Consider the following 24,153-nt stretch of genomic DNA (forward strand, 5'->3'; position numbering starts at 1 on the left):
GTCTCTCCTCCTCGTGGACGTTGGATTACGTTTCAGGTGGCAAGGCCCCAGGTCTGCCGCATCAGCAGCTTGTTGAGCTTGCCGGTTCCTGTCTTTGGCAAGTCATCCAGAACCTCGACACGGTCCGGGACCATCCATTTCGGATAGCGGGCCTGCAGATGCAGGGTCACTTGTTCTGCCGTCAGCGTCGCGCCAGCGCGCGGGCTGACCAGGGCCATCGGCCGTTCGCCCCACTTGTCATCAGGAATGGCGATCACGGCGGCCTCGGCGACATTGGCCAGTTCGGCGATCACGTTCTCCATATCGACAGAGCTGATCCACTCGCCGCCCGACTTGATCAGGTCTTTCAGACGATCGACAAGCTGCACGTAGCCATCGGGCCGGATCACGGCGACATCGCCGGTTTTCAACCAGCCATCGGGCGTGGTTGCCGGGATGGGATGCGGATGACCGATATAGTCCTGCGTCACCCAGGGGCCGCGGCACTGCAACTCGCCCCGACTGGTGCCATCCCAGGCCAGCGGCTGGCTGTCCTCGTCGGCGATGCGAAAATCAATGAAGGGCAAGGGAAGACCGTTCGACGCCCGCAGCTTGATGCGCGCGTGCTCGTCCATCTTGTCATGCGCGGGCAAAAGCCATGTCTGCGAGGCGATGGGCGAGGTTTCGGTCATGCCCCAGCCGGTCTGGAGATAGATGCCGTGACGATCGAAAATTCTGAACATCTCCGGCGATGGCGCCGCGCCGCCCGACATCAGCATCAGGTTTTCGGGCAGATCCCAACTCTTGTCGCTTTCCAGCGCTTCGATCACGCCGGTCCAGATGGTGGGCACGCCAAAGGCAATGCTGACCCGCTCGGCTGAAATGATATCCAGTATCTCGTCGGCACTGACGCGCGGCCCCGGCAACACGACGGCAGACCCGGCCATCAACGCCGCGAAAGGAACGCCCCATGCGTTCACGTGGAACATCGGTGTCAGGGTAAAGGTGACGGAACGCGCCGACAGGTTGAAACTGTCCGGTGCGATCGTGCCGAAAGCCTGCAGAATGATTGAGCGGTGGGAATAGACAACCCCCTTGGGCCGCCCCGTGGTGCCGGACGTATAGCAGATGGCAACGGGCGTGTTCTCGTCGAACGGCCCCTGGGGCCAGTCCACGGGTTCGTGTTGTTCCAGCAGGTCCGCCCAGGCGATGTCGTCGGCGCCATCGCTCTTGCCATTCACGATGACGTGGCGCGGGCTCACATGTGCCTCGACCTCGCGCCAGAGCGGCAACAGGTCTTCGTCCACGATAACGACATCATCGCCCGCATCGGCAATGATATAGGCCAGTTCCTCGGGCGAGAGGCGCGGGTTGAGCGTGTGAAGCACCGCCCCGCAGGCGGGGATTCCGTAATAGGCTACAAGATGGGTTCCGTGGTTCCACATCAGCGTCGCGACCCGCGCCCCGGGCGCGACACCCAGCGACGTCAGCGCCGACGCAAGACAGCGCGCCGCGCGCCCTGCCTCGGCAAAACTCATGGTTTCGAAAACACCCGGTGCCAGGCGGCTGACGATGCGTTGATCGGCAAAAATCGCTTCCGCTCGGCGCAAGATATCGGTCACGCGCAGGGGCGCTTCCATCATCGTCGTCACGGTGGGCGTCGCCGCGTTGCGGGCGCGCTGCGCTTCGAAATCGCTCATCTTGGTCAAATCTCCTCCCTGTCCTGTCGGAACCCGCTAGGCTTCGGTCACACTGGCGGCGATATCGCGGCCAATGATCTCTTTCATGATTTCCGAAGTGCCCGCATAAATCCGTTCGATCCGCGCATCGACAAAGGCCTGCGCGACCGGGTACTCGGCCATGTAGCCATAGCCGCCATGCAATTGCAGGCACGTATCCGTCACCCGGCCCAGCAACTCGGAATGCCAGAGTTTCCCGGCCGATGCCTGCACCGCGTCCAGCTTGTCGTCGAGCCTCAAGGCGATCAGGCTGTCGCAAAAGGCGCGCCCTGCCATCAGTTCCGCGCGCAACTGCGCCAGCGTGAACCGCGTGTTCTGGAAATCCAGAACGCGCTTGCCAAAGGCCCGGCGTTCGGAAGTGTAGCGCACCGTTTGCTCGTACACCGCTTCGGCGCGGGCCTGGCATTGCACGGAAACCAGCAACCGTTCCTGGGCCAGCTCATGCATCATGTAGGCAAAACCGCGCCCCGCCTCGCCCAACAGGTTGTCGTCGGGCACGAATACGTCGTCAAAGAACAGCTCGGCGGTATCCTGCGCGTGCTGGCCGATCTTGCGCAGGTTGCGCCCGCGCGTGAACCCGTCCATTCCGCCTTCGAGAACCAGCAGCGAAATGCCCTTCGCGCCCTTGGCCGGGTCGGTAACGCAGGCAGTCACCACCACGTCGGCGTTTTGACCGTTGGTGATGAATGTCTTTTGCCCGTTCACGCGCCAACCGTCACCGTCGCGGCGGGCGGTTGTGCGGATCGACGCCAGGTCGCTGCCCGCCGCGGGTTCGGTCATGGCGATGGCGGCGATCTTTTCGCCGGAAACGATGCCCGGCAGCAGCCGGGATTTAAGAGTGTCACTGCCGAAATCCTGGATGTATGGCGCGACGATCAGCGAATGCAGCGGAAAGCCCGGGCCCGTCGCACCGACGCGGCACAGCTCTTCGCAGGTGATGATGTCGAACAGGATATCGGTGTCGGTGCCGCCATGGCTTTCCGGCAACCACGCCCCCAGCATGCCAATCGCCCCGGCTTCGCGCCAGATGTCGCGGGGGACGCAATGCGCCTCTTCCCACGCGGGGTGGTTCGGCAAGATCCGCTCCTCGCAGAAACGGCGCACGCTGGCGCGAAACTGGTCATGATCCTCGTTGAAAAGATGGCGTGGAAAATCAGTCATGGCACACCTCGAAAAGCCCTGCCGCGCCCTGGCCGCCGCCGATGCACATGGTGACAACCGCAAGCTTCGCACCCCGGCGGCGCCCTTCCAGAAGAGCGTGGCCAACCATGCGCGCACCGCTGACGCCATAGGGGTGGCCCAGCGCGATGGCCCCACCGTTGACGTTCAACCGATCCTCGGGGATGCCCAGCACGTCACGGCAATACAGAACCTGAACGGCAAAGGCTTCGTTCAGTTCCCACAGGTCTATGTCATCCACCGTCACGCCACAGCGAGCCAGCAGCCTGGGCACGGCGAATACGGGGCCGATGCCCATCTCGTCAGGCTCACACCCGGCGACGGCGAAACCGCGGAAGATGCCCAGCGGTTTCAGGCCCAGTTCCTCGGCTTTTGCCTCGCTCATCACGACGCAGGCCGACGCCCCGTCGGAGAACTGGCTGGCATTGCCGGCCGACACCGTGCCACCCGGCATGGCGGGGCGTATATTGGCAACGCTTTCCAGTGTCGTGGCGGGGCGGATGCCCTCGTCTTGCGACACCGTGACCTCGCGCATCGCAAGGCCCTTTGTAGGGTCGGCAACGGCCTGCGTCACGGTGATCGGCACGATTTCCTCGGCGGTGTGGGCCTGTTCGGCGGCATGGGCCGCGCGTAGCTGGCTTAGCACGCCGTATTCATCCTGCCGGTCGCGCGCGATGCCATAACGCTTGGCCACGGTCTCTGCGGTGCGCAGCATGGGCCAGTAGATGCTTGGCTTGTTCGCCTTGAGCCAGTCTTCCTCCAGCATGTGGGTATTCATTTCGTTCTGCACGCACGAGATCGACTCGACCCCGCCGGCAACCAGAACGTCGTTTTCGCCCGCGATGATCCGCTGTGCCGCAAGGGCAACCGCCTGAAGCCCCGAGGAACAGAAACGGTTCACCGTCATCCCGGCAACCCCGACGCCAAGCCCCGCACGCAGCGCGGCCTGCCGGGCAATGTTCATGCCGGTTGCCCCTTCGGGATTGGCGCAACCCAGAACCACGTCTTCGATCAGCGGGCGGGCGGGCCCTGCGCGTTCCACGGCGTGGTGGATGGCATGACCTGCCAGGGTTGCACCATGCGTGATGTTGAAGGCCCCTTTCCACGATTTGGCAAGCGGGGTGCGGGCGGTTGAAACGATGACGGCGCGGGTCATGCGGGCTCTCCGTTGAAAAGCGATTGCAAACGCTCGGCATGATCGACGAGCAGCGGGTGAGGCTCCCAGAAACCCGGGTCGCCATGCGGAGTCGCGGCGAAACGGCGCATTTTGCGCACGGCACTGACCAGCCCCATCGTGTCGGCCCAATGCATCGGCCCGCCGTGAAAACGCGGAAAGCCGTACCCGTTCAGATAAACCACATCGATATCCGAGGGACGCTGGGCGATGCCGTCGGCCAGGATCGCGGCCCCTTCATTCACAAGGGCCAGCACGCAGCGCTCCACGATCTCGGTGTCACTGACCGCGCGGCGTTCCAGGCCCAGCGCGGCCGAATGGGCCTCGATCAGCGGCACCAGCTCGGGGTTTTCAAGCGGCTTGCGACCGCCAGAGGTGTAGTCATACCACCCCTTGCCGACCTTCTGCCCGAACCAATCGCGCGACAGCACGATGTCGGGCAATGTCGGATAGATCATATCGGGCATCTCGATGGCACGGCGCTGGCGGACGGTTGCGGTCACATCATTGCCAGCAAGGTCGAGCATCCTGAAAGGCCCCATCGCCATGCCCCAGGCCTCGAGCGCGCGATCGACCTGCGCGGGCATTGCCCCCTCTTCAACCAGGAACTGTGCCTGCCTGACATATTGCTCAATCATGCGATTGCCGATGAAGCCGTCACATATCCCGGCGACAACGGCCACCTTGCCCATCTGCCGCGCCAGGCCCATCGCCGTGACCAGCGTTTCATCCGATGTCGCGTCGGTGCGCACGACCTCGATCAGCTTCATCACGTTCGCGGGGTTGAAGAAATGCAACCCGACCACCTGCCCCGGACGCCCCGTGACCTTGGCAAGGTCGTTGATATCCAATGCCGAGGTGTTCGTCGCCAGGATGGCATCGGGGTTCAACGTGGCGTCGAGTGCCTTGAAAACCGCCTGCTTGGCCGCGACATCCTCGATGATCGCCTCGATGACGATTTCGGCATCCTGCAGGTCGTCATACGACTGAACCGGCGATATCCGGGCCACCAGGGCATCCCTGTTCTGCTGGCCGAGCCGACCACGCTGCACCGCGCGATCCCACACCGCCTGCGCCCCGGCTTGCGCCCGCTTCAGCGCATCTGCCGATTGGTCCATCAACCACACGTCGAGCCCGGCCTCGGCCAGGGCAATGGCAATGCCCTGCCCCATCGCACCGGCACCGATGACAGCGGCACGATGCGGTTTGCGCGGGCGGATCGTCTTTGCCAGCCCGTCGATACTGGCAGCGCGCCGTTCCGCCAGGAAGGCATACCGGAACGGCCGGGTTGCCGGGTCGGACCGCAAGCGGCCGAAGCTTTCGTATTCCGCGACAAGCCCGACCTCGGCCGGTTCGAGAGCGGCCCGTTCGATGGAATCGACGATCGGAACAAGCCCCGGCAAGCGTCGCGGATCGCGCGCCACCGCCATGCGCGCCACCTGCATGAATCCCTGCACGTTTTCCGTGGAAAGGGAAATGTCACGCAAGCGCGGCAATGGGCGTTGCGCGGCCACCTCGTCTGCAAACGCCAACGCCTCGCTGGCCAGATCATCGGCCACCAGCTTGTCGATCAGCCCGCGCGGCGCGCGCCCCGCCGGAAACGTGCTGCCCTTCAGGATAAGGTTCAGCGCCGGTACCAGCCCGATGGCCCGTGGAAGCCGCTGCGTTCCGCCCGCCCCCGGCATCAAGCCCAGGGTGATTTCCGGCAAGCCCAGCACCGCGTCGCCCGTGGCGACCCGGTAGTGACAGCCAAGCGCGAGTTCCAGCCCGCCACCCAGCGCCGATCCGTGAATGGCGGCGATCACCGGAACATCCATGCCTTCGATCGCCTCGATCAGCGCCACGTGCAAGCATGGATCGGCAAGGCTGTCGGGCGTATCCATTTCGACAAGGTCGGCCCCGGCCGAGAAAGCCCGGCCACCCCCCAGCAAGACAACCGCACGACATTCGGGGTCGGCGGCGGCGCGATCCAGCTCGCGCAGGATCGCTGCCCGCAATGGCCGCGACAGCAAGTTCAACTTGCCATCATTCATGTTGATCACACGGGTTGCACCGTGCTGCTCGGATTGGGCGAGTTTCGAAGCGACCATCAAGTCCCCGTTTTATTGCTGTCCATCGTTTGAACGATCGTTTTCTGTTTAAACGTTCGTTCAAATTATGCAATAGTCTCGATCAAGGTCGCAGATCCGCTTCGCAGATGGAGAGAAAATATGTCATCAAAACAATTTGTTAACGAAGACCGGGCAGACATTACCAAGGCCCTGGCGAATGGCTTGTCCCACGTGCCGCTTGGCACATCGCCGTTGCTACGGGCATTGGGTTGCCACTTTTCGAGCGGCACACCGGGCGACATCAGAATCAGCTTTCATCCCGGGTCGGAGCATGTGCAGGGTCATGGGGTCGTGTCGGGCGGCACCATCGCGACGATGCTCGATTTCGCGATGGCATTCGCCGCGCTGTCACGCCTTGCGGAAGGGGAAAGCGCCGTTTCGGTCGCGCTCAACGTCGCCTACCTTGGTGCGGTGAAACCGGAAAAGGTGATCGCGCATGCGCAGGTCACGACCATGGGGTATCGGCTTGCCCACGCACAGGCGCAACTTCTGACACCGCAAGGTGATCTGCTGGCTTCCGCGCAATCCCCGTTGGCATTGCAGCGCGCCAAGTCGTGACAATCGTCGCGGTCAGCTTTGTCCCGTGTCCGTCGGCAGGGCCGGAACAGGGTTGGCCGCGATCATGCGTGACAAGAGTTCCGCCATGCCCGACGACACCTGGTCGGACGTCCAGGGCATGGCCGGATCATACCATTTCGACACCCAGGCCATGGCGCCGACGATCGCGAAAGACGCCATTTTCGGGTCACATGGCGCGATCGAACCGTCGTCGATCCCTTCCTGGATACATTTTCGCAGATCGTATTCCAGTTGCTTGCGCAACTTCATGATCTCGTCCGCCTGCTCGGGCTTCAACGCGCCGTCCTCCATCAGGATGAAGGTTTCCGTGGGCGACGTGGTCACCGTCTTGATGTAGTGCTTGACGACCAGGTGAATGCGTTCATAGCCATTGCGGCCCTCGGCCACGCCCCGGTCATGCGCAAGCCGCGTGGCCCGCGCGGACCGTATGTGAAGCTGGTACAGCAGGTCACTCTTGTCATTGACGTAGTAGTAAAGGGCGCCCTTGGTCAGGCCCAGCTCCTCGGTCAACTGTGCCATGCTCGTGCCGTGAAAACCGTAGCGGTTGAACAGGCGCGCCGCGGTTTCGAACAGGATTGCCTCGCGCGCTTGTCTTTGCTCCTCGGTGCTCTGGATGTTCTCGCCCCACGCGGGCTTGCTCCGCGAAGTGGCTGATCTTCCTGATTTCTTCTTGCCAGATTTGCGTAACGCGCTTTGCGATGCGGCCTTGTTCACCTGCAAATCTCCTGCATTTTTTCGCCTGTTGCGCGCCCTGTTTGCCTGCATACACGCCACAGGGCAACGGCGTTCGACAACGCATGGGCGCCGCGGCGATACCGGCGGACAGGAAAATACCCTGCAAACTCTTGGACTTGCAGGGTTTATGCCCCTTTTTGGGGAAAGGTATCACGGCGCCCGGGGAAAGCGCTTTTCTTGCCCATCCCGCCAAGATGACGGGGTTTGGCGCCACAGCCGCGGGCAGGCCCCGCGGCTGCAACGGGCCGTTCAGCCGGCGATCTTTGCCGTCATTTCGACCAGGCGCTTTGCCTGGTGGCCTACGGCCGCCTTGCCGGTATCGTCGAACCCGTTGGCGTTGGTCGAGAAGCCGTAAGGGTTGCCTCCGGCATCAAAGATCGACTGGTCGGTAAAGCCCGGCGCGACGATCACCGCGCCCCAGTGCATCGCCGTGGTATACAGGCTTAGAAGCGTCGCCTCCTGGCCGCCATGCGGACTGCCCGCGCTGGTCGTGGCCGTGAAGGTCTTGTTGGCCAGTTTGCCCGCGCCCCAAAGCCCGCCCAGCGTGTCGATGAAGGCACGCACCTGGCTGGCGACGACACCGAACCGCGTGGGGGCCGAAAAGAAATAGCCGTCGGCCCAATCCATGTCATCGGCCGTCACCTCGGGGATATCGCCCATTTTTTCCAACTGGGCTTTCCAGGCATCCTGCCCCTCGACCACGTCCTTGGGTGCGGTCTCGGAAACGCGGCGCAGGCGAACGTCTGCGCCCGCCGCGCGCGCCGCATCGGCCGCGGCCATCGCGACGGCGTGGTTGGTGCCATAGGTCGAATAAAAGATAACGGCAATTTTTGGCTGTGACATTTTCATGTCCTTTCAATTGGTTGGGTTGTTTTTTCGGCAGCGCCTCAGCTGTGCTTGATGAAGCTGCCGTTGTTGAGATCGCGGAACGCCTGCTGCAATTCCTGCTGCGTGTTCATGACGATCGGGCCGTGCCATGCGACGGGTTCCTTAATCGGCCGGCCGGTCATCAACAGGAAGCGAAGCCCCTCGTCACCGGCCTGCACAGTGATCTCGTCACCGGCCCCGAACCGAACCAGCGTCCGGTTGCCCGTCATGTCACGAATGTTCAGCTCGGCCCCGCGATATTCCTTTTCGACCCTTATTCCGACCGGGTCGCTTGCATCGCGGAACGTGCCGGAGCCCGCGAACACATAGGCCAGCGCGTTGGCGCGGGTATCCACCGGCAACACCTTGCGCCGCCCGGCCGGCACCGAGACATCCAGAAGCATCGGGTTCGCCGCGATCCCGTCGACCGGGCCGGTCTTGCCCCAGAACGTGCCGATGATCACCTTGATCAGCGTGCCGTCGTCATCTCCCTCGATGGGAATGTCGCCGGCGGTAATGTCCTGATAGCGCGGTGTCGTCATCTTGAGCGAAGATGGCAGGTTGGCCCAAAGCTGAAAGCCATGCATCTGGCCCCGTGCGTTGCCCGAAGGCATTTCCTGGTGCACAATGCCCGAGCCCGCCGTCATCCACTGAACGCTCCCCGGCCCTAGCAGGCCCTTGTTTCCAAGCGAATCCGCGTGTTCCACCTGGCCATCCAGCACGTAGGTGATCGTTTCGATGCCACGGTGCGGGTGCCACGGAAACCCCTTGGAGTACAAACGCGGGTCATCGTTGCGGAAATCATCCATCATCAGGAAAGGATCGGTCAGCGCGGGGTCTTCGAACCCGAACACGCGATGCAGATGTACGCCCGCCCCCTCCATGGTGGGTTCGGCCTGGCTGGTGGCAGCTACCGGTCTGAAGGTCATGGCACGCTCCTTGTTGTCATGAACCGGATTTGGACGCGGGCCGCGCGAATTGGTAGTGGCGATTTCTTGGCAGGCATTGTGCGCAGATGAACAATGCTAAACGGCGGACCAAACCACCTACGGGTTTTCGCGGGGCAAAGGGCCGTTCCTGGGCGTTTCAAGGGCACGCATGCGCAATGCCTGTCACCGCGAACCGACGGCGCGCACCGTTTCAAAAACATCACGGCGCTGTCATGCAAGGTTCAAGATCGCCGCCTACCCCTTCGGCCAAATCTGACAAAGGAGACGACATGTCACTTCCCGTGATCGGCGCGGCGCTGGGCACCGCAGGGCTGGAAAACTGGCGCGACTGGATTCTGGAAAAGAACCGCGATCTTGAATTGCAGGCCTTTCACACCGCAGCGGTGCTGGACGGCGATTGGTCGGCCGAGGTTGCGCATACCAAAAAGCTGCTCGATGGCTATACCGGGCGCCTGGGCATCCACGGGCCGTTCTGGGGCTTCACCATCGGCACCTCGGACCCCGAGGTGCAAAAGATCGTAGCCCGCCGGATGGATCAGGGGCTGGATGTCTGCGCCGCGCTCGGCGCCACGCAAATGGTCATTCATTCACCCTATTCAACGTGGGATTACAACAACCTGGACAATTTCCCCGACAACCGCCGCAACCTTGTGGACAACGTGCATGCCTGTATCGGCGCGGCGGTAAAACGGGCCGAGGATCAGGGCGTCACGCTGGTGATGGAGAATATCGAGGACATCGACCCGACAGATCGCAAGTTCTTGGTCGAAAGCTTCGCCTCGCCCGCGTTGAAACTGTCGATCGACACCGGTCACGCGCATTATGCCCATGGCAGCACCGGCGCACCGCCGGTGGATTATTTCGTTACCGCCGCGGGTGACCTGCTGGATCATGTCCATTTGCAAGATGCCGAGGGTTATGCCGACCGTCACTGGGCCCTGGGCGAAGGCACGATCCGCTGGCCCGCCGTGTTCCGCGCCATCGCCGCGCTGGATGCAAGGCCACGGCTGATCCTGGAATTGCGTGACAAGGCGGGGATCGCTCCGTCGATGACCTACCTTGAGCAGATGGGGCTGGGACAATGACAGGGCCTTTGAAACTGGTGGTCATGTCCGACCTGCACCTTGTCCCAGAGGGCGAAGTATCCAACACCCTCGACACAGCCGCGCGGCTGCGCGCCGCCGTGGATAGCGTGAACACCCATCACGCCGATGCCGATCTGTGCATTCTTGCAGGCGACCTGGCCGACCTGGGCGAGGCAGACGCCTATAGACGGTTGCAGTGCATCGTCGCGCCTCTCACCGTGGCCACCCACCTGATGCTGGGCAATCACGACGACCGGCCAACATTCCTTAAGGTGATGGGCGAAGATCATGCCGACGAGAATGGCCATGTGCAAAAGGTCATCGACATCAAGGGGCACCGGGTGATCTTGCTGGACAGCAGCGAGCCGGGGCTGGTCGAGGGCAAGATGTGCCCCGCGCGGCTTGATTGGCTGGCCGCGCGCCTGGACGAAGCGCTTGACCGGCCCGTGATCGTGATCTTGCACCACCACGTGTTGCCCCTGTCGATGCCGGTGGACAGCATCATATTGCGCGACGGGCCGGCACTGGTCGATGTGCTGCGCCGTCACCCCGACATCCGGCAGGTGATTGCCGGTCACGTCCACATCACCACGACAGGGGTCTGGAAAGGTTTGCCTTTCACGACGCTGGCGGGCGGGCATTACAATGTCAGCGTGAACCTTCCCGGCCATGCCGACACGCAGGACCGGCTGGAAGGCCCCGGCCAATATGCCGTGATACTGGCCGAGGACGACGCCTGCGTGGTGCATTTCGAAAATTTCCTGGATCGCCATCCCGTTATCGCACCCGAGAATTTCGGGCGCCTGCGTGCACCACGGCGCTGAGCCGGGGGGTACGGCGGGTTAGGTTCTGCAAAAGGCCGCGGGTTACACCCCGCGGCCTTTTGCCGTGGCAAGCCGCAGGCCCTGCCCGTCGCAAAGCTGAATCAATTTCTTCAACGAAGGATCACGGCGCTGTCATGGCCGGTTCACCGGCGGGTCACAGTAAGGCGCAACGATATACCGGAACGCTTCCCGTTCCATCGCAACATCAGGAGATGACCCGCAATGTTGATCACCCGTCGTAACACTCTCAGGTTGGGCGCCGCCGCCGCCGGCAGCCTTGCGCTGCCCCGCCTGTCCCTTGCACAGGGCAACCGCCCCTCGATCACCATCGCCGTGCAAAAGATCGTGAATTCGAACACGCTCGACGTGCTGCGCGAACAATCCAACGTCGGAGAGCGCGTGTTCTTCGGCTCGATCTGGGAAAGCCTGATCGGGCGCAACCTGCGCGACCAGCTTGAGGCACAGCCGATGCTGGCCACCGAATGGAAGCGGATCGACGACCAGACCGTGGAATTGAAATTGCGTGAAGGCGTGCGGTTTCACAACGGCGACGAAATGACCGCCGAAGACGTGGCATTCACCTTTTCGCGCGAACGGATGTTCGGGAACACCGAGCCCAAGAACCGCAGCACGATCAAGGCGTTCGAAACGATCCCCACGCCGCGTCCCGGCAAGGAACTACCCCCCGAGGTGCCCGCCGTTGCCCGCCGCGCCTGGCCCGACCTGGCCCGCGTCGACATCATCGACAAGTACACCGTGCGCTTCATCAACGCGACACCGGATGTGACACTTGAAGGCCGCCTGTTGCGCTATGGCTCTGACATCATGTCACGCCGTGGCTGGGAAGAGTCGGCCTCGTACCTGGAATGGGCGCGCAAGCCCGTGACCACCGGCCCCTACAAGGTTGAACGGTTCACACCCGACACCGAGCTGCTGCTGGTCTCGCATGACGATTACTGGGGCGGGTTGCCGCCGCTGCAATCCATCCGCTTCGTCGAGGTGCCCGAGGTGGCCAGCCGCGTAAATGGCCTTCTGTCCGGCGAATACGATTTTGCCTGCGACATCCCCCCCGACCTGATCGGCGAAATCGAAAGCAATGCCAGCTTCGAGGTGCAGGGCGGAACGATCCTGAACCACCGCCTGACCGTGTTCGACAAGAACCATGCACAACTGGTCGACCCGCGCGTGCGCCGCGCCCTGACGCACTCGATCGACCGCCAGGCCATCGTCGACAGCCTGTGGGCCGGGCGCACCGTCGTGCCCGCCGGGCTGCAATGGCCCTATTACGACGACATGTTCCACGCCGACTGGACCGTGCCAGAGTTCAACCCGGAGCTGGCCGCAAGCCTGCTGAAGGAAGCGGGATACAAGGGCGATCCGATCCCTTATCGCTTGCTGAACAACTACTACACCAACCAGGTCGCCACGGCGCAGATCCTGGTCGAGATGTGGAAAGCGGTCGGCCTCAACGTGCAGATCGAATCCAAGGAAAACTGGGCGCAGATCATGGAACGCGGCGAGACACGTGCGATACGCGATTGGTCGAACTCGGCGCCGTTCAACGATCCGGTGTCGTCCATCGTGAACCAGCACGGGCCGAACGGGCAGCAGCAGCAGATCGGTGAATGGACCAATGCCGAGATGAACGAGCTTTGCCTGTTCCTTGAAACCTCGATGGATCGCCCGGCACGCCGCAAGGCCTTTCGCCGGATGCTTGAAATCTGCGAACGCGAGGATCCGGCTTTCACGGTGCTGCACCAGAACGCGACCTTCACGGCCAAGTCCAAGGCGATCAAATGGCAGGCATCCCCTGCCTTTGCCATGGATTTCGGCCCCGGCAATTTCGCGGTGTGATGCCATGAAAACGCCGCTGGTCAAGATCGAAGGGCTGAACGTGGCCTTTGACGGAGCACCTGCCGTGCGCGGGGTGGACCTTGCGGTCCATCCCGGTGAAGCGCTCGGTCTGGTCGGTGAATCGGGGTCCGGCAAGTCTGTGACATGGCTGGCGGCGCTGCGTCTTCTGCCCGGCAAGGCTTCGGTGCAGGGTCGCGTGAGCTTGGACGGCAGCGATATCCTGTCGCTGCCGGTCCGCGAAATGGAACGCATCCGGGGCGGACGTATCGGGATCATCTTCCAGGATCCGTCTTCGGCCCTGAACCCGGTCCTGTCCATCCGCCGCCAGATATCCGAGGTTCTGGCCCTGCATCGCGGGATGTCCGGCTCCGAGATCCGGGCCGAGGCGAAACGCCTGCTGGACCTGGTAGGCATGCCCGACGCCAAGGGTCGGCTCGATTCCTATCCTCATGAAATGTCGGGCGGGCAGAACCAGCGCGTCATGATCGCCATGGCCCTGGCCGGCCAACCCGACCTGCTGATCGCGGACGAACCCACGACCGCGCTTGACGTGACCATCCAGGCGCAGATCCTTGATTTGTTGCAACAGATCCGGCGTGAGATGGGCATGGCCCTGGTTCTGATCAGCCACGATCTTGGCGTCGTGGCCGAGAATTGCGACCGCGTGGCGGTGATGTATGCGGGCCGTATCGTCGAGTCAGGCCCCGCCGCCACCCTTTTCGACACCCCCCGCCACCCTTACGCGCGCGGCCTTATCGACGCGCTGCCTACGCTCGATGACACGCAACGGCTGGTCGCGATTCCCGGTGTCGTACCCGACCCGCGCGACATGCCGCGCGGCTGTGCATTCGGGCCGCGCTGCGCCTACGCGGGGCCCGAATGTCTGTTGGACAGCCCGCCGCTGCGCGCGGTGGCCCCGGGCCGGCGCCTGGCCTGCGCCCGCCACAACCTCGACCTGGCCGGGCCGAAATCGACCACGCCAAACTCAACTCCGGCGGAGGTCGTATCATGACCCCGCTGTTGCAGCTTCGGGACGTGGCGCGCAGCTATGTCACCCGCAACAACCTGTTTGGCCAAGCCAGGCCGGTACGCGCGGTTGATGGTATCAGCCTGACAGTCAACGCCGGCGAAACGCTTGGCATTGTCGGGGAATCCGGCTCGGGCAAATCCACGCTGGGCCGGATGGCACTGGGGCTTGAGCTACCCGACGAAGGCACCGTAACATTCGACGATGCGCCCATGCCCGCGCCCGGCAGCGCCGCGTGGCGCACGCTTCGGCGGCAGATGCAGATGGTGTTTCAAGATCCGCTGGGCGCGCTGGACCGGCGCCTTCCCGTGCTGGAACAGATCATCGAACCGCTGGTGATCCACGGCATCGACGGCGATCAGCGCAGCGCGGGCCTTGCGGCCCTGGCATCGGTTGGCCTGTCCGCCGCGCAAGGTGCCCGCCATCCGCATGAGCTTTCGGGCGGGCAACGCCAGCGCGTCGTCATCGCCCGTGCCCTGATCACCAGCCCCCGGCTGCTGGTCTGCGACGAACCCGTATCGGCGCTGGACGTGTCGATCCAGGCGCAGGTGGTCAACCTGCTGATCGACCTGCAAGCCGAGCGCGGACTGGGAATGGTATTCATCAGCCACGACCTGCGCGTGGTGCGCCAGATCAGCAACCGCGTCGCCGTGATGTATCTGGGCCGCGTGGTCGAAGAGGCCGCTGCCGACGATCTGTTTCGCGCGCCGCAACACCCCTATACCCGCGCCCTTGTCTCGGCGGCGCCCAGCCCCGGGCCGCGCCGCGTCGAACGGGTGATCCTGACGGGCGAACCGCCCAACCCGGCTGCGCGCCCCGAAGGCTGCGCCTTCCACCCGCGCTGCCCCGTGGCCACAGCACGCTGCCGCACGGAGGCCCCGGCCCCGGCCCGTATCGCGCCAGGCCATACGGCGGCCTGCCACCTGCTGACCCCCGCTGCAAAGGTTGCCGCCAGATGATCCGATATATTCTCACGCGTTTCTTGCGTGCCTTCATCACCATCGTTCTGGTCGTGACTTTCGCCTTTGTCGTGCTGCGCCTGTCGGGCGACCCGGCCACGATCATCCTTGGGCCAGAGGCCCCACCCGAGGCGATCGCCGCCTTCCGCAAGAGCTGGGGGCTCGATCAGCCCGTGCTGGTGCAATACATCCAGTATTTCGCCGCCATCTTCCAGGGTGACCTTGGCATGTCCATGCGCGATGGCCGGCCCGCGCTGGAACTGGTGATGGAACGCATCCCGGCAACGCTGGCGCTGACCCTGCCGGCGCTGATGTTGAAACTGGCCATGGGCGTGCCGGCGGGCGTCTATGCCGCGCTGCATCAGGGTACGGCCTTTGATCGCGCGGTGATGGTCGCCGCGGTCATGGGCTTTGCCGTGCCAAGTTTCGTGCTGGCGCTGGGGCTGGTACTGGTCTTTGCCGTCAATCTTGGCTGGCTGCCTTCTGGCGGGCGCGACACGATCTGGCATGCCATCCTGCCTATCGTGACGCTGGGCCTGGGCGGCGCGGCGGCGCTGGCGCGATTTACCCGCTCGGCCATGCTAGAAGTGCTGGGGCAACACTATATCCGCACGGCATCATCCAAGGGATTGGCCTGGGCGGTGGTAGTGCGCAGCCATGCCCTGCCCAATGCCGCGATCCCCACCGTGACGCTGATCGGCTTCCTTGTTGGCAGCCTGATCGCCGGCGCCATCGTGGTGGAAAGCGTCTTTTCCTGGCCCGGCGTCGGCCGCCTGATGGTGGTGGCTGTGGCCAATCGCGATCTGGCCGTGGTGCAATGCATCCTGCTGCTGGTCGCCACGACGATGGTCACATCCAACCTGATCGTCGACTTCCTTTACGGCGCGCTGGACCCGCGGTTGCGCCACGGCGCACGCGCCAATGCCTGATGCCCCTTTGCCTGACCTTACGGAGCCTGCCATGTCCGCCACCGCGACCCTGCCCCCTGCCCGCCGCCTGCCGCAGATCCCCTGGTATGTAACGCTGGGCATGGGCTGGATCGTCCTTGTACTGGCCGTGGCCTTGCTGGCCGACCTGATCACGCCCTTTGTCTATACGGCGATGGACCTGCAATACCGGCTGGTGCCGCCGTTCCAGACATGGGCCCACCCCCTGGGCACTGACGAACTTGGGCGGGACGTGCTGTCGCGGCTGATCGTTTCGATCCGCGTTTCGCTTTTGATCGCCTTCGGGGCGACCCTGATTTCGGCGATACTGGGCACCACACTTGGCTTTCTGGCCGCCCATTTCCGTGGCATCGTCGAACAGGCGGTGCTGATGCTGGCGGATTTCCAGGCTGCGCTGCCGTTCCTGATTCTTGCGCTGTCGGTGCTGGCCTTTTTCGGCAACTCCTTGCCCTTGTTGATAGGGCTGATGGGTCTTTACGGCTGGGAACGCTACGCACGAATTGCCCGTGGCCTTGCCATTTCGGCCAGCGCGCAGGGCTATGCAACGGCCATCACGCAACTGGGTGCCACGCCACAGCGGGTTTATCTGCGTCACATCCTGCCCAATATCGCCTCGACGCTGATCGTCTCGATGACCCTGATTTTTCCCGAGGTGATCTTGCTGGAATCGGGCTTGTCCTTTCTGGGCCTGGGTGTGCAGCCCCCCATGACAAGCCTTGGCAACATGGTGGGCTACGGGCGCGAATACATCACCCGCGCCGCCTGGATCATGCTGTGCCCTGCCACGGTGATCGTGTTGACAACCCTGGCCGTATCCCTGGTGGGCGACTGGCTGCGCGACCGGCTGGACCCGACATTGGGGTGATCGCGGGCGCCACGACAAAGGCAAATGCGCAGGATAGCGCGGCGGCTATACTCGCGACGCGATCCCGTGCCGGGGCCGCAGGTGGCCTGGGCGCCATTCACCGTGGGCCAGGCGCCAGGATGTTGATTACCCGAGATACACCTTGCTCGATGGATACCCGACACGCGGCTTGGAGCGGGTGGCCAGGAAAAACCCGAGCGTCAGCGGGCCGACCCGCCCGATGAACATGACGGCAATGATGACCGCGCGGCCGAAGCCGTCCAAATCGCCGGTTGCACCGCGCGAGAGACCGACCGTGCCGAAAGCCGAGGCCACTTCGAACGCCAGGTCGAGGAAGTCGCCGTCATGGGAAATCGTGATCAGGAAAATGGCCACAAAGACGGTCAGGATGCTGACCATGGTCAGCGCCAGCACCTTCATTACCTCGTCGGGGCCAAGGCTGCGACCGAAGACATGCAGTTGCTGCCGCCGTTTGAAAAAGGCCAGCGTTGCCAGCAGCAACACGATGAAAGTCGTCACCTTGATGCCGCCGGCGGTTGAGGTGCTGCCGCCGCCGATCACCATGAGGGACATGAACATCATCGACGTGCTGTCGTGCAGCCCGCCGATGTCGACCGTGTTGAAACCGGCGGTCCGGGTGGTGACGCCCTGGAACCAGCTTGCCCAGAGCCGGTCGCCCCAGTCCAGCGCACCCAGCGTGCGCGGGTTGGTCCATTCCAGCACCGCGAAGGCCAGCACCGACCAGACGATCAGGGCGAGCGTGCCCACCACCATGAGCTTGGTGTGGAGCGAGAAACCATGCCACGTGCGCTTGGCGTATAGCTCGGTCACGACAATGAACCCCAGCCCGCCAAAGATGAACAGCGCCGGCACCGTCAGGTTGATAATCGGGTTGCCGACCCATCCCGATAGGCTGTCGGGGAACAGCGCGAAACCCGCGTTGTTGAACGCCGATATCGTGTGGAAAAGCGCCTGCCACAGGCCCATTCCCCAGCCGAACTCGGGCACGAAGACGATGGCCAGGAGCGCCACACCCACCGCTTCGCAGGCCAGCACCACCTTCAGGATGCCGCGCACCAGCACCAACAGATCGCTGATCGAAGTCTGGTTGAGGTCTTCACGCAGGAAGATACGCTGCGACATGCTGACCGGCAGGCCCAGCATCGACAGGACAAGAACCGCGAAGGTCATCAACCCCAGCCCGCCCAGTTGGATCAGCACCATCACAACGCCCTGGCCGAACATCGTCAGGTCGCTGCCGGTTTCAATCACGACAAGGCCGGTCACGGTAACGGCAGAGGCCGCCGTGAAGATCGCGTCAGACCAAGAGATCGGCACCGGCGCCGCAACGGGCAGTTTCAGCAGCGCCGCCCCCGTGAGTATCAGCACCGCGTAAAGCGCGGCGAGGATCGCGGGTGGCGTAACCTGCAAACGCCCGCCCCGTCTGGCCCAGGCCACACGCCGCAAGGTTCAGAGCCCGTCCGCAAAACGGCGCAGGTTTTCCCGGCGGCCGAGCAGCAGCAGCTTGTCGTCGGTCTGGAGTTCGGTTGCGCCGCTCTCGCAGGACACGAACTCGCTGCCACGCATCAGGCCGAGCGCCCTGATTTCATGCTTTTCGACCAAGCCCACCGCGTCGGCCCGCTTGCCGTACAGGCTTTCCGGCACCCGGAAGTCGACCACGTGAAACCCGTTGCCAAGGCTCACGTAATCCCGCACCAGCGGGTTGTGCAGCATCTGGGCGATGTGCCGGCCGATCTCCTGTTCGGGCTGAATCACGCGGTCAGCGCCTAGCTTTGTCAGGATGCGGTGATGGGTGCGGCTCATCGCCTTGACCCAGACGGTCGGCACGCCCAGCAGCTTGACGTTCATGGTGCACAAGATGTTGGCTTCAAGCTCCTCGCCGATGGCGACGACGGCAACATCGTAATTGCCCACGCCTGCCTCGCGCAGCGCCTGCTCGTCGCGCCCGTCGGCTATGACCGCCTCGGCGAGCCTTTCGGCCACGCGCGAGACGTTCTTTTTCACCGTGTCGATGCCCAGCACGTGGTTACCGAACCGGGCCAGTTCGGATGCAACGGTCGTGCCGAACGTCCCAAGGCCGATGACGGCAAAGTTTCTGTTCTTTGGTTTGCCCATTTCGGCCTCCGAAATCATCCTTCGTTGTTCACGCGTCGGTGACGAAGGCTACCGAGCTTAGGTTATTGAAGCACCAAAGGAAAGGAGGATCGCAGCCCGGGTTTCACGACCGCGCGTGACGGGGGAAACCTATCGCGCGCTTCTATCCCTTCGGGCGCAATCTGAAGTCAATTAATTGTAATTAATGGAAAATAAATCTGAGCGTAGCACCGCGCCTCCAGCCCAAGCCACTGATGTCGCGATTTCGCAGATTGTCAAAGGTGACAATTCCGGGCCGAATCGTTGTGCGGATATCACGGGGCCCGTTGCAGGGATGATCGAAGCGGTTTCAGCTCCTGTGCTCGGGGTTCTCGAAGTCGAACCGGCACCCGGCCGACCATGCATTGCGGTCGTTGCCGTGGTTGGAAAGCCCGCCCGAGTCCTTCAGCATCCGCGCTATGTGCATCAGGTTCCAGGTCATGATCGTGGTGTTACGCTGGGTGAACTCGTTGTCGAAGCCAGCACCATCGTCGCCATAGCTCGGGCCCGGCCCGGCCTCGCCGATCCAGCCGCAATCGGCCTGCGGCGGGATCGTGTAGCCCAGGTGCGACAGCGAATAGAGCACGTTCATCGCCACATGCTTGACCCCGTCCTCGTTGCCGGTGACCACCACCCCGCCGATCTTGCCATAGAATATCGACTGCCCCTTGTCGTTCAGAAGCCCGGACATGGCATACAGGCGCTCGATCAGCAGCCGGCAGACCGAGGATTGCTCGCCCAACCAGATCGGCGTGCCGATGACGAGGATATCCGCCGCCTCGACCTTGCGCCAAAGATCGGGCCAGTCGTCATGGTCCCAGCCATGCTTGCGCATGTCGAGTTGCACGCCGAAGGCAATAGTGTGGGCGGTCATGCGGATATCCTCTACAGAGACACCGCTTTTTCGCATGATCTCGGCCGATGTGCCCATCAAAAGCGAGGTGTGGGACGCCTGGACGGGGTGCTTCAACGTGCAGTTAAAGAACACGGCGCGCAGATCGGAAAAGTCGGTCTCGTTCTCCGCGCAGAGCGCGGCTTGCGTTTCACTCAGGGTCATGACCTCGCTCACTCTGTAAATTTCATTGTCATCAACCGATTCAACAGGCTGTATCGCCCCGCATTTTCCGAAGACCAGCAGCTTCATTTTACGCGACCTTATAAAGCACGTCGGGCTGTGCATGGAAATTCTCCTCGGCTGGCGCGGGATCGTTTGTCCAGCTTCAATTGCCTCGCGCCGCGCTCTGTGCCGCTTCGAACTCGTCGAAGGTCAGAGACCCGTTCGCATCCTTGTCGAATCTGTCAAACATATTTCGATGACCGGCAAGAAATTCAGCCAGATGCAGCCTTTCATCTTCATCGGTATCGAAAGCCGAGAGCGGGCGGACCGGCCCCTGAAACTCATCCACGGTCAGGATACCATCCATGTCCGCGTCCATGTCCATGAACTGGCCTGTGCGGACCCGGTAGGCTTCCGCCCAGGTGATAGCGCCGCTTTGATCCGCATCCAGACCGTTGAATGCCGCATCTGCTTCCTTTGCGAACCCGCGTTCCGTCGCAGCACCGAACGCGGCAAGTCCGATGATCACTGAGATGAATTTGGTGGCGTGCATAAGAGATCCAATCTTTGAACTACAGTCCCATTCCAACACCGGCCGGGGCTACCCCGTTCCATCGAGATGTGGACCTGTTGAGAGATGGCGCCGTGCTTTGGATAACAAATCGTGTCGCAAAGGAGAACATCGACGGCATCACACCCGACCGAGGCATCCCGGTTGCAACCGGGCCCTGAAAACGCTTTCGCAGGGGTAAGTGGCGGAGGGGATGGGACCGGGGTCGGACGTTCTCTGGCCCCTAAAATCTTGTTATTAAAAGTCCTTTTACTGGCTCGACCGGTCATCCGGTTCAATCGCGACTGGCAGCGAAACTGATAGCCTGCGGCCGCGGCAGCTTCTTGCGATACAGCACGGACCTTTCCGTTACGGCGCCGTGCGCCTGGAACATGTTCTTTACGAGATCGAAGCCGATGATGGTAACCGCTTCCATGGATGCCTTGTCGCCCTTGACGTCCGGTAGCCGCGGGATGCCATGCCGTCGCAAGCAGCGGTGTACCGCCGAGCGTGTCAAATTCGCGACCGACGGCTGGAGGGCATAAAGACAGTCATCCAGCGGCAGCAGTGTGTGCCGCCGGAACGCAAAGATCGTGGCCTCCTCTTCCTCGCGGAGAACGGAAGAGCACGGGGCTCTTGGGCCGGTCTTCTGCTCCTCAACCGTCTGGCGCTTGCGCCATTTCGCAACAGTTTTGGGGTCGATCCTCAACTCCCGGCTCAAATCCGAGAGCGAAGCCTGCGATCGCTGTATTGCGGCTCTGACGGCGTGCGTGGTCGTAGCGCTGCCATGACCGTCAAACCGGAGCGCCGGGACCTTCGACATCCACCTTGACGCTCTGCGTGTTACCATCCTTGGACTCGCCAAAATAGATCGTCTGGTGCGGGAACGGGATCTCGATATTGCGGGTGTCGAACACCCTCTTGAGCACGCCGTTATAGGCCCTACCGATACCCCATTGCCGCCCCGGAACGCACTTGATCCGGGCGCGCAGCATCACGGCGCTGTCGCCGAAGCCGTTCACGCCGAACCACTCCAACTCGTCGAGAATTCCATCGGCCTGCTCGGGGTCGCCTTTCAACTCAGCAAAGGCGTCGAGCATAGCCTGTTTGGCATCTTCGACATCCTCGCGGTAGGCCACGCCCATGTCGCAGACGAAATAGCCGTAATCCTTCACGTAATTCGACACCATGTCGACGGAGGAGAACGGAATGATGTGATAGACACCCTGTACATCGCGCAGGCTGACGGAGCGAATCGTCAGCCGCTCCACTGTTCCGGTGACGCCACCCACGGTCACCACGTCGCCCACGTTCATGGCATTTTCGAACTGGATGAAGATGCCCGTGATGATGTCTTGCACCATCTTCTGAGCGCCGAAACCGATGGCCAGGCCGAGCACACCCGCGGAAGCCAGAAGCGGCGCGATGTCGAGCCCGATTTCTGCGAGCACGAACATCAGTGTGATGACGACAAGCGCAATCGTCGCGGCATTGCGCAATAGTGTCAGAAGCGTTCTTTCGCGCGCCGTGGCCACGCTGCCAAACTCGGGGTTGAGCCGGTAATCCACCCAGGAAGTAAGCGCCAGCCACAGCCCGAACGACACCAAGAGCACCAGCGACACCGACAGGATCATGCCGGTGAGGCGCAACCCGAACTGGCTGACCATCCAGCCGCGCAGGTCGATCAGCCCTATGGCATTGAGCGCCAGCAGCACGACCCCTGCAAAGATCACCGCCCGCAACACGAACAGCATCCGGGGCACAAAGGCATTGAGCCGCCCCTGCAATAGCGGCACCCGATCCGAGAGGCGCGCAGGCAGGCTCACGCCACGCACCATCGCCCGGCTGATAAAGCCCGAGGCGGCAAAGCCAAGCAGCCCGACAACCAGCACCTGTCCCGAGGCAAGAAACGTCTGAAACACCGCATCGCCGGGCCGCAGCATAACGATCACGAACAGCGCCAGCAGATAGGCCAGCGCCGGCCAGTGCCAGTGCCGCGCCAGATAGGCCAGCGCGCCCCGGGCCCGGCGGACCCGGACAGGTGCGGGATCAGCCGCCACCTCGGGGGCTGCGGGCCGGCCGCCCGCCTCGTCGCCCAGCAACCAATCCGTGACCACCCGGCGGTTGCGCAGCACCAGCCAGATCGCAAAGCCCAGTACCGCAACCGCGATCAGCGCCGAGACCGCGCGCCCCGCCGCGAACGAGACATTGCTGTTGATGATCGGCACCACCAGCAACTGGCCATAGCCCACCACCCCGACGATCAGGTTGATCCGCGACGACAGATAAGACGCCGCCCGGTCGCCGATCGGCAAGGGCCGCAGCGAGGTCGCCGAGGGCGACAGCACCAGCCGCACTGCCACCTTGGCCATCTCCACCAGCAGAAATGCGTTGAGATAAAGCGTCTGCCGGATCCCGATCTGTCCGAACTCACCGAGCGCCAGAATGGCCAGCGCATAGCCCGCGCCCCAGGCCAGGATGACGATCACCGCGTCGATCACCGCAGAGGCCGTGAACAACGTCGCCGTGCGCGCCACACCTCCGTCCCGCGCCGACGCGCTCATATTGGCGTAAAGCGATTTGCCCAGTCCTCGCAGCGCGAAGAACACCACCACCGTGCCCGCGATCACCAGCGCCAGATCCCTCAGCGCCTCGGCCAGAACACCGGCCTCGCCGCCGCTCAGCCCCCCGAACACCTCCGGCGCGCGCGTCAACTGCGCCCAGAACCGCGTGCCCCAGTCCACAACATCCTCGGCCGCCTGTTGCGTGACCAGCGCGATACGCCGCCCGAATGAGGCGTCCTCCGGCGGGGCCACCCCATCCGACAGCGTCTCCATGATCACGTCACCGGTCGCATCGGGCGGCACCGCATCCGCCCCGCGCAACCGCTCGATCAACGCGGCGCGCGCCGCGTCATCCTCGATGACATCAAGCAACAGATCGAGGCTCGTCCTCTGCTCGGCGGCCCCGGAGGAGGCCCCACTGCCGTCTTGCGCATGGGCTGCGCCAAACACAAGAAAGAGGGATACGAGAACGCTCGCCAACTGTCGCAGCATGTACAGATACCTTCGTCTTTGTCTGTCCTCGGCGGAACGATCTCCCTTGATCCCGCCGCTTCGCGCCGTGCATGCTCAGTAGAGCCCAAGTATACGCGGCCGTGAGAGATAACGGGCGCACTCTTCAGGTCAAGGGACAATCACCTGCCGTCTTGGCTGCTGTGAGCACAATGGCCCTGTGCGGCCCTGTGCCACGCTGCAATATGGTAAGGCTATGGGAGCATTAGTCACTGGTGCTAGTGCCCCCTCGGGATGGTGTCAGAGACCGCGCGCGAACCCATTTGACGTACCGCAGCACGAGGGCCTCATAAAGGTCCAGAACCTCCGGCGTGCCGTAATTTCCGCTGGCCCGCAGCAGGATGTTGGACCTGTCACGTATTTGTGCCGCTCCAGGTGCTCGTTTAAGCCACTTTCCGTTCGAAGGCGACCGGGCTTTTCCAGCCCAATGCTGAGTGCCGTCGA

20 protein-coding genes and 1 pseudogene are annotated in these 24,153 nt (G+C 63.0%); 8 read left to right on the forward strand and 13 right to left on the reverse strand.

Annotated features, from left to right (window positions below; genetic code table 11):
* Window positions 1–32: 32 nt before the first annotated feature.
* Genes M8744_RS09040 through M8744_RS09055 form a run of 4 tightly spaced genes read right to left on the reverse strand, consistent with a single transcriptional unit; the run spans window position 33 to window position 6,161 of the window.
* Entirely contained in the window at window positions 33–1,679 is a 1,647-nt protein-coding gene (locus M8744_RS09040; protein ID WP_251413663.1) for a long-chain-fatty-acid--CoA ligase, read from the reverse strand.
* Between the two features lie 36 nt (window positions 1,680–1,715).
* Entirely contained in the window at window positions 1,716–2,879 is a 1,164-nt protein-coding gene (locus tag M8744_RS09045) for an acyl-CoA dehydrogenase family protein (RefSeq protein ID WP_251413673.1), read from the reverse strand.
* Window positions 2,872–4,053, reverse strand: coding sequence for an acetyl-CoA C-acyltransferase (locus M8744_RS09050; RefSeq protein ID WP_251413676.1), 1,182 nt, complete (start codon window positions 4,051–4,053; stop codon window positions 2,872–2,874). Before M8744_RS09050 ends, M8744_RS09045 begins: the two co-directional genes overlap by 8 nt.
* Window positions 4,050–6,161 (reverse strand): 3-hydroxyacyl-CoA dehydrogenase NAD-binding domain-containing protein, encoded by a 2,112-nt coding sequence (locus tag M8744_RS09055; RefSeq protein ID WP_251413692.1) that lies wholly within the window; start codon window positions 6,159–6,161, stop codon window positions 4,050–4,052. Before M8744_RS09055 ends, M8744_RS09050 begins: the two co-directional genes overlap by 4 nt.
* 120 nt (window positions 6,162–6,281) lie before the next feature.
* Between M8744_RS09055 and M8744_RS09060 the strand changes: the two genes are divergently transcribed.
* Complete coding sequence (locus M8744_RS09060; RefSeq protein ID WP_251413695.1) at window positions 6,282–6,740, forward strand: PaaI family thioesterase; 459 nt, start codon at window positions 6,282–6,284, stop codon at window positions 6,738–6,740.
* Window positions 6,741–6,752: 12 nt separating this feature from the next.
* Here the strand turns inward: M8744_RS09060 and M8744_RS09065 are convergent, their stop codons facing one another.
* The 3 genes from M8744_RS09065 to M8744_RS09075 all read right to left on the reverse strand — a co-directional run bounded on the left by M8744_RS09065 (window position 6,753) and on the right by M8744_RS09075 (window position 9,292).
* Complete coding sequence (locus tag M8744_RS09065; protein WP_251413698.1) at window positions 6,753–7,475, reverse strand: TetR/AcrR family transcriptional regulator; 723 nt, start codon at window positions 7,473–7,475, stop codon at window positions 6,753–6,755.
* A gap of 270 nt (window positions 7,476–7,745) precedes the next feature.
* Window positions 7,746–8,339, reverse strand: coding sequence for an NAD(P)H:quinone oxidoreductase (gene wrbA / locus M8744_RS09070; RefSeq protein WP_251413709.1), 594 nt, complete (start codon window positions 8,337–8,339; stop codon window positions 7,746–7,748).
* Between the two features lie 44 nt (window positions 8,340–8,383).
* Window positions 8,384–9,292 carry a pirin family protein gene (locus M8744_RS09075; protein ID WP_251413711.1) on the reverse strand — a complete coding sequence of 303 codons (909 nt, stop codon included), beginning with the start codon at window positions 9,290–9,292 and terminating at the stop codon, window positions 8,384–8,386.
* A gap of 290 nt (window positions 9,293–9,582) precedes the next feature.
* On the opposite strand from M8744_RS09075, the gene M8744_RS09080 reads away from it, so the two are divergent.
* The 7 genes from M8744_RS09080 to M8744_RS09110 all read left to right on the forward strand — a co-directional run bounded on the left by M8744_RS09080 (window position 9,583) and on the right by M8744_RS09110 (window position 16,874).
* Window positions 9,583–10,398: a sugar phosphate isomerase/epimerase family protein gene (locus M8744_RS09080; RefSeq protein WP_251413714.1), complete on the forward strand. Its 816-nt coding sequence runs from the start codon at window positions 9,583–9,585 to the stop codon at window positions 10,396–10,398.
* A complete protein-coding gene (locus M8744_RS09085) occupies window positions 10,395–11,222 on the forward strand; it encodes a phosphodiesterase (protein WP_251413717.1) in 828 nt (275 codons plus the stop codon). The genes M8744_RS09080 and M8744_RS09085 overlap by 4 nt, the downstream gene beginning before the upstream one ends.
* Window positions 11,223–11,444: 222 nt before the next feature.
* Window positions 11,445–13,076 (forward strand): ABC transporter substrate-binding protein, encoded by a 1,632-nt coding sequence (locus M8744_RS09090; RefSeq protein WP_251413720.1) that lies wholly within the window; start codon window positions 11,445–11,447, stop codon window positions 13,074–13,076.
* A 4-nt stretch (window positions 13,077–13,080) separates the two neighbouring features.
* Window positions 13,081–14,088, forward strand: coding sequence for an ABC transporter ATP-binding protein (locus tag M8744_RS09095; protein WP_251413723.1), 1,008 nt, complete (start codon window positions 13,081–13,083; stop codon window positions 14,086–14,088).
* Window positions 14,085–15,062, forward strand: a complete 978-nt coding sequence (locus M8744_RS09100) for an ABC transporter ATP-binding protein (protein ID WP_251413726.1) — start codon at window positions 14,085–14,087, stop codon at window positions 15,060–15,062. Before M8744_RS09095 ends, M8744_RS09100 begins: the two co-directional genes overlap by 4 nt.
* Window positions 15,059–15,991, forward strand: a complete 933-nt coding sequence (locus tag M8744_RS09105) for an ABC transporter permease (protein ID WP_251413729.1) — start codon at window positions 15,059–15,061, stop codon at window positions 15,989–15,991. The genes M8744_RS09100 and M8744_RS09105 overlap by 4 nt, the downstream gene beginning before the upstream one ends.
* A 31-nt stretch (window positions 15,992–16,022) precedes the next feature.
* On the forward strand, window positions 16,023–16,874 hold the full coding sequence (locus M8744_RS09110) for an ABC transporter permease (RefSeq protein WP_251413732.1): 852 nt from the start codon (window positions 16,023–16,025) through the stop codon (window positions 16,872–16,874).
* Between the two features lie 126 nt (window positions 16,875–17,000).
* Here M8744_RS09110 and M8744_RS09115 read toward each other — a convergent pair whose 3' ends face one another.
* From M8744_RS09115 to M8744_RS09140, 6 genes and pseudogenes are all read right to left on the reverse strand, one after another.
* Complete coding sequence (locus tag M8744_RS09115) at window positions 17,001–18,305, reverse strand: TrkH family potassium uptake protein (RefSeq protein WP_251413735.1); 1,305 nt, start codon at window positions 18,303–18,305, stop codon at window positions 17,001–17,003.
* Window positions 18,306–18,344: 39 nt separating this feature from the next.
* Window positions 18,345–19,010, reverse strand: a complete 666-nt coding sequence (locus tag M8744_RS09120) for a potassium channel family protein (RefSeq protein ID WP_251413738.1) — start codon at window positions 19,008–19,010, stop codon at window positions 18,345–18,347.
* A 328-nt stretch (window positions 19,011–19,338) separates the two neighbouring features.
* Window positions 19,339–20,085: a flavodoxin family protein gene (locus M8744_RS09125; protein ID WP_251413740.1), complete on the reverse strand. Its 747-nt coding sequence runs from the start codon at window positions 20,083–20,085 to the stop codon at window positions 19,339–19,341.
* A gap of 163 nt (window positions 20,086–20,248) precedes the next feature.
* Window positions 20,249–20,638 (reverse strand): EF-hand domain-containing protein, encoded by a 390-nt coding sequence (locus M8744_RS09130; RefSeq protein ID WP_251413742.1) that lies wholly within the window; start codon window positions 20,636–20,638, stop codon window positions 20,249–20,251.
* A gap of 439 nt (window positions 20,639–21,077) precedes the next feature.
* Window positions 21,078–21,458, reverse strand: a pseudogene (locus M8744_RS09135) (transposase family protein); the annotation flags it as partial.
* A complete protein-coding gene (locus M8744_RS09140) occupies window positions 21,430–23,691 on the reverse strand; it encodes a mechanosensitive ion channel domain-containing protein (RefSeq protein ID WP_251413755.1) in 2,262 nt (753 codons plus the stop codon). The pseudogene M8744_RS09135 and the gene M8744_RS09140, both read right to left, overlap by 29 nt.
* Between the last annotated feature and the right edge of the window lie 462 nt (window positions 23,692–24,153).

The sequence above is a fragment of the Lutimaribacter degradans genome (assembly GCF_023703375.1).
Lineage (GTDB): Bacteria > Pseudomonadota > Alphaproteobacteria > Rhodobacterales > Rhodobacteraceae > Lutimaribacter > Lutimaribacter degradans.

Bases quoted from the DNA above. Each gene is read 5' to 3' on its own strand.
- M8744_RS09040 (WP_251413663.1), bottom strand. From the start codon at position 1,679: ATGAGCGATTTCGAAGCGCAGCGCGCCCGCAACGCGGCGACGCCCACC.
- M8744_RS09045 (WP_251413673.1), bottom strand. From the start codon at position 2,879: ATGACTGATTTTCCACGCCATCTTTTCAACGAGGATCATGACCAGTTT.
- M8744_RS09050 (WP_251413676.1), bottom strand. From the start codon at position 4,053: ATGACCCGCGCCGTCATCGTTTCAACCGCCCGCACCCCGCTTGCCAAA.
- M8744_RS09055 (WP_251413692.1), bottom strand. From the start codon at position 6,161: ATGGTCGCTTCGAAACTCGCCCAATCCGAGCAGCACGGTGCAACCCGT.
- M8744_RS09060 (WP_251413695.1), top strand. From the start codon at position 6,282: ATGTCATCAAAACAATTTGTTAACGAAGACCGGGCAGACATTACCAAG.
- wrbA (WP_251413709.1), bottom strand. From the start codon at position 8,339: ATGTCACAGCCAAAAATTGCCGTTATCTTTTATTCGACCTATGGCACC.
- M8744_RS09075 (WP_251413711.1), bottom strand. From the start codon at position 9,292: ATGACCTTCAGACCGGTAGCTGCCACCAGCCAGGCCGAACCCACCATG.
- M8744_RS09080 (WP_251413714.1), top strand. From the start codon at position 9,583: ATGTCACTTCCCGTGATCGGCGCGGCGCTGGGCACCGCAGGGCTGGAA.
- M8744_RS09085 (WP_251413717.1), top strand. From the start codon at position 10,395: ATGACAGGGCCTTTGAAACTGGTGGTCATGTCCGACCTGCACCTTGTC.
- M8744_RS09090 (WP_251413720.1), top strand. From the start codon at position 11,445: ATGTTGATCACCCGTCGTAACACTCTCAGGTTGGGCGCCGCCGCCGCC.
- M8744_RS09095 (WP_251413723.1), top strand. From the start codon at position 13,081: ATGAAAACGCCGCTGGTCAAGATCGAAGGGCTGAACGTGGCCTTTGAC.
- M8744_RS09100 (WP_251413726.1), top strand. From the start codon at position 14,085: ATGACCCCGCTGTTGCAGCTTCGGGACGTGGCGCGCAGCTATGTCACC.
- M8744_RS09105 (WP_251413729.1), top strand. From the start codon at position 15,059: ATGATCCGATATATTCTCACGCGTTTCTTGCGTGCCTTCATCACCATC.
- M8744_RS09110 (WP_251413732.1), top strand. From the start codon at position 16,023: ATGTCCGCCACCGCGACCCTGCCCCCTGCCCGCCGCCTGCCGCAGATC.
- M8744_RS09120 (WP_251413738.1), bottom strand. From the start codon at position 19,010: ATGGGCAAACCAAAGAACAGAAACTTTGCCGTCATCGGCCTTGGGACG.
- M8744_RS09125 (WP_251413740.1), bottom strand. From the start codon at position 20,085: ATGACCCTGAGTGAAACGCAAGCCGCGCTCTGCGCGGAGAACGAGACC.
- M8744_RS09130 (WP_251413742.1), bottom strand. From the start codon at position 20,638: ATGCACGCCACCAAATTCATCTCAGTGATCATCGGACTTGCCGCGTTC.
- M8744_RS09140 (WP_251413755.1), bottom strand. From the start codon at position 23,691: ATGCTGCGACAGTTGGCGAGCGTTCTCGTATCCCTCTTTCTTGTGTTT.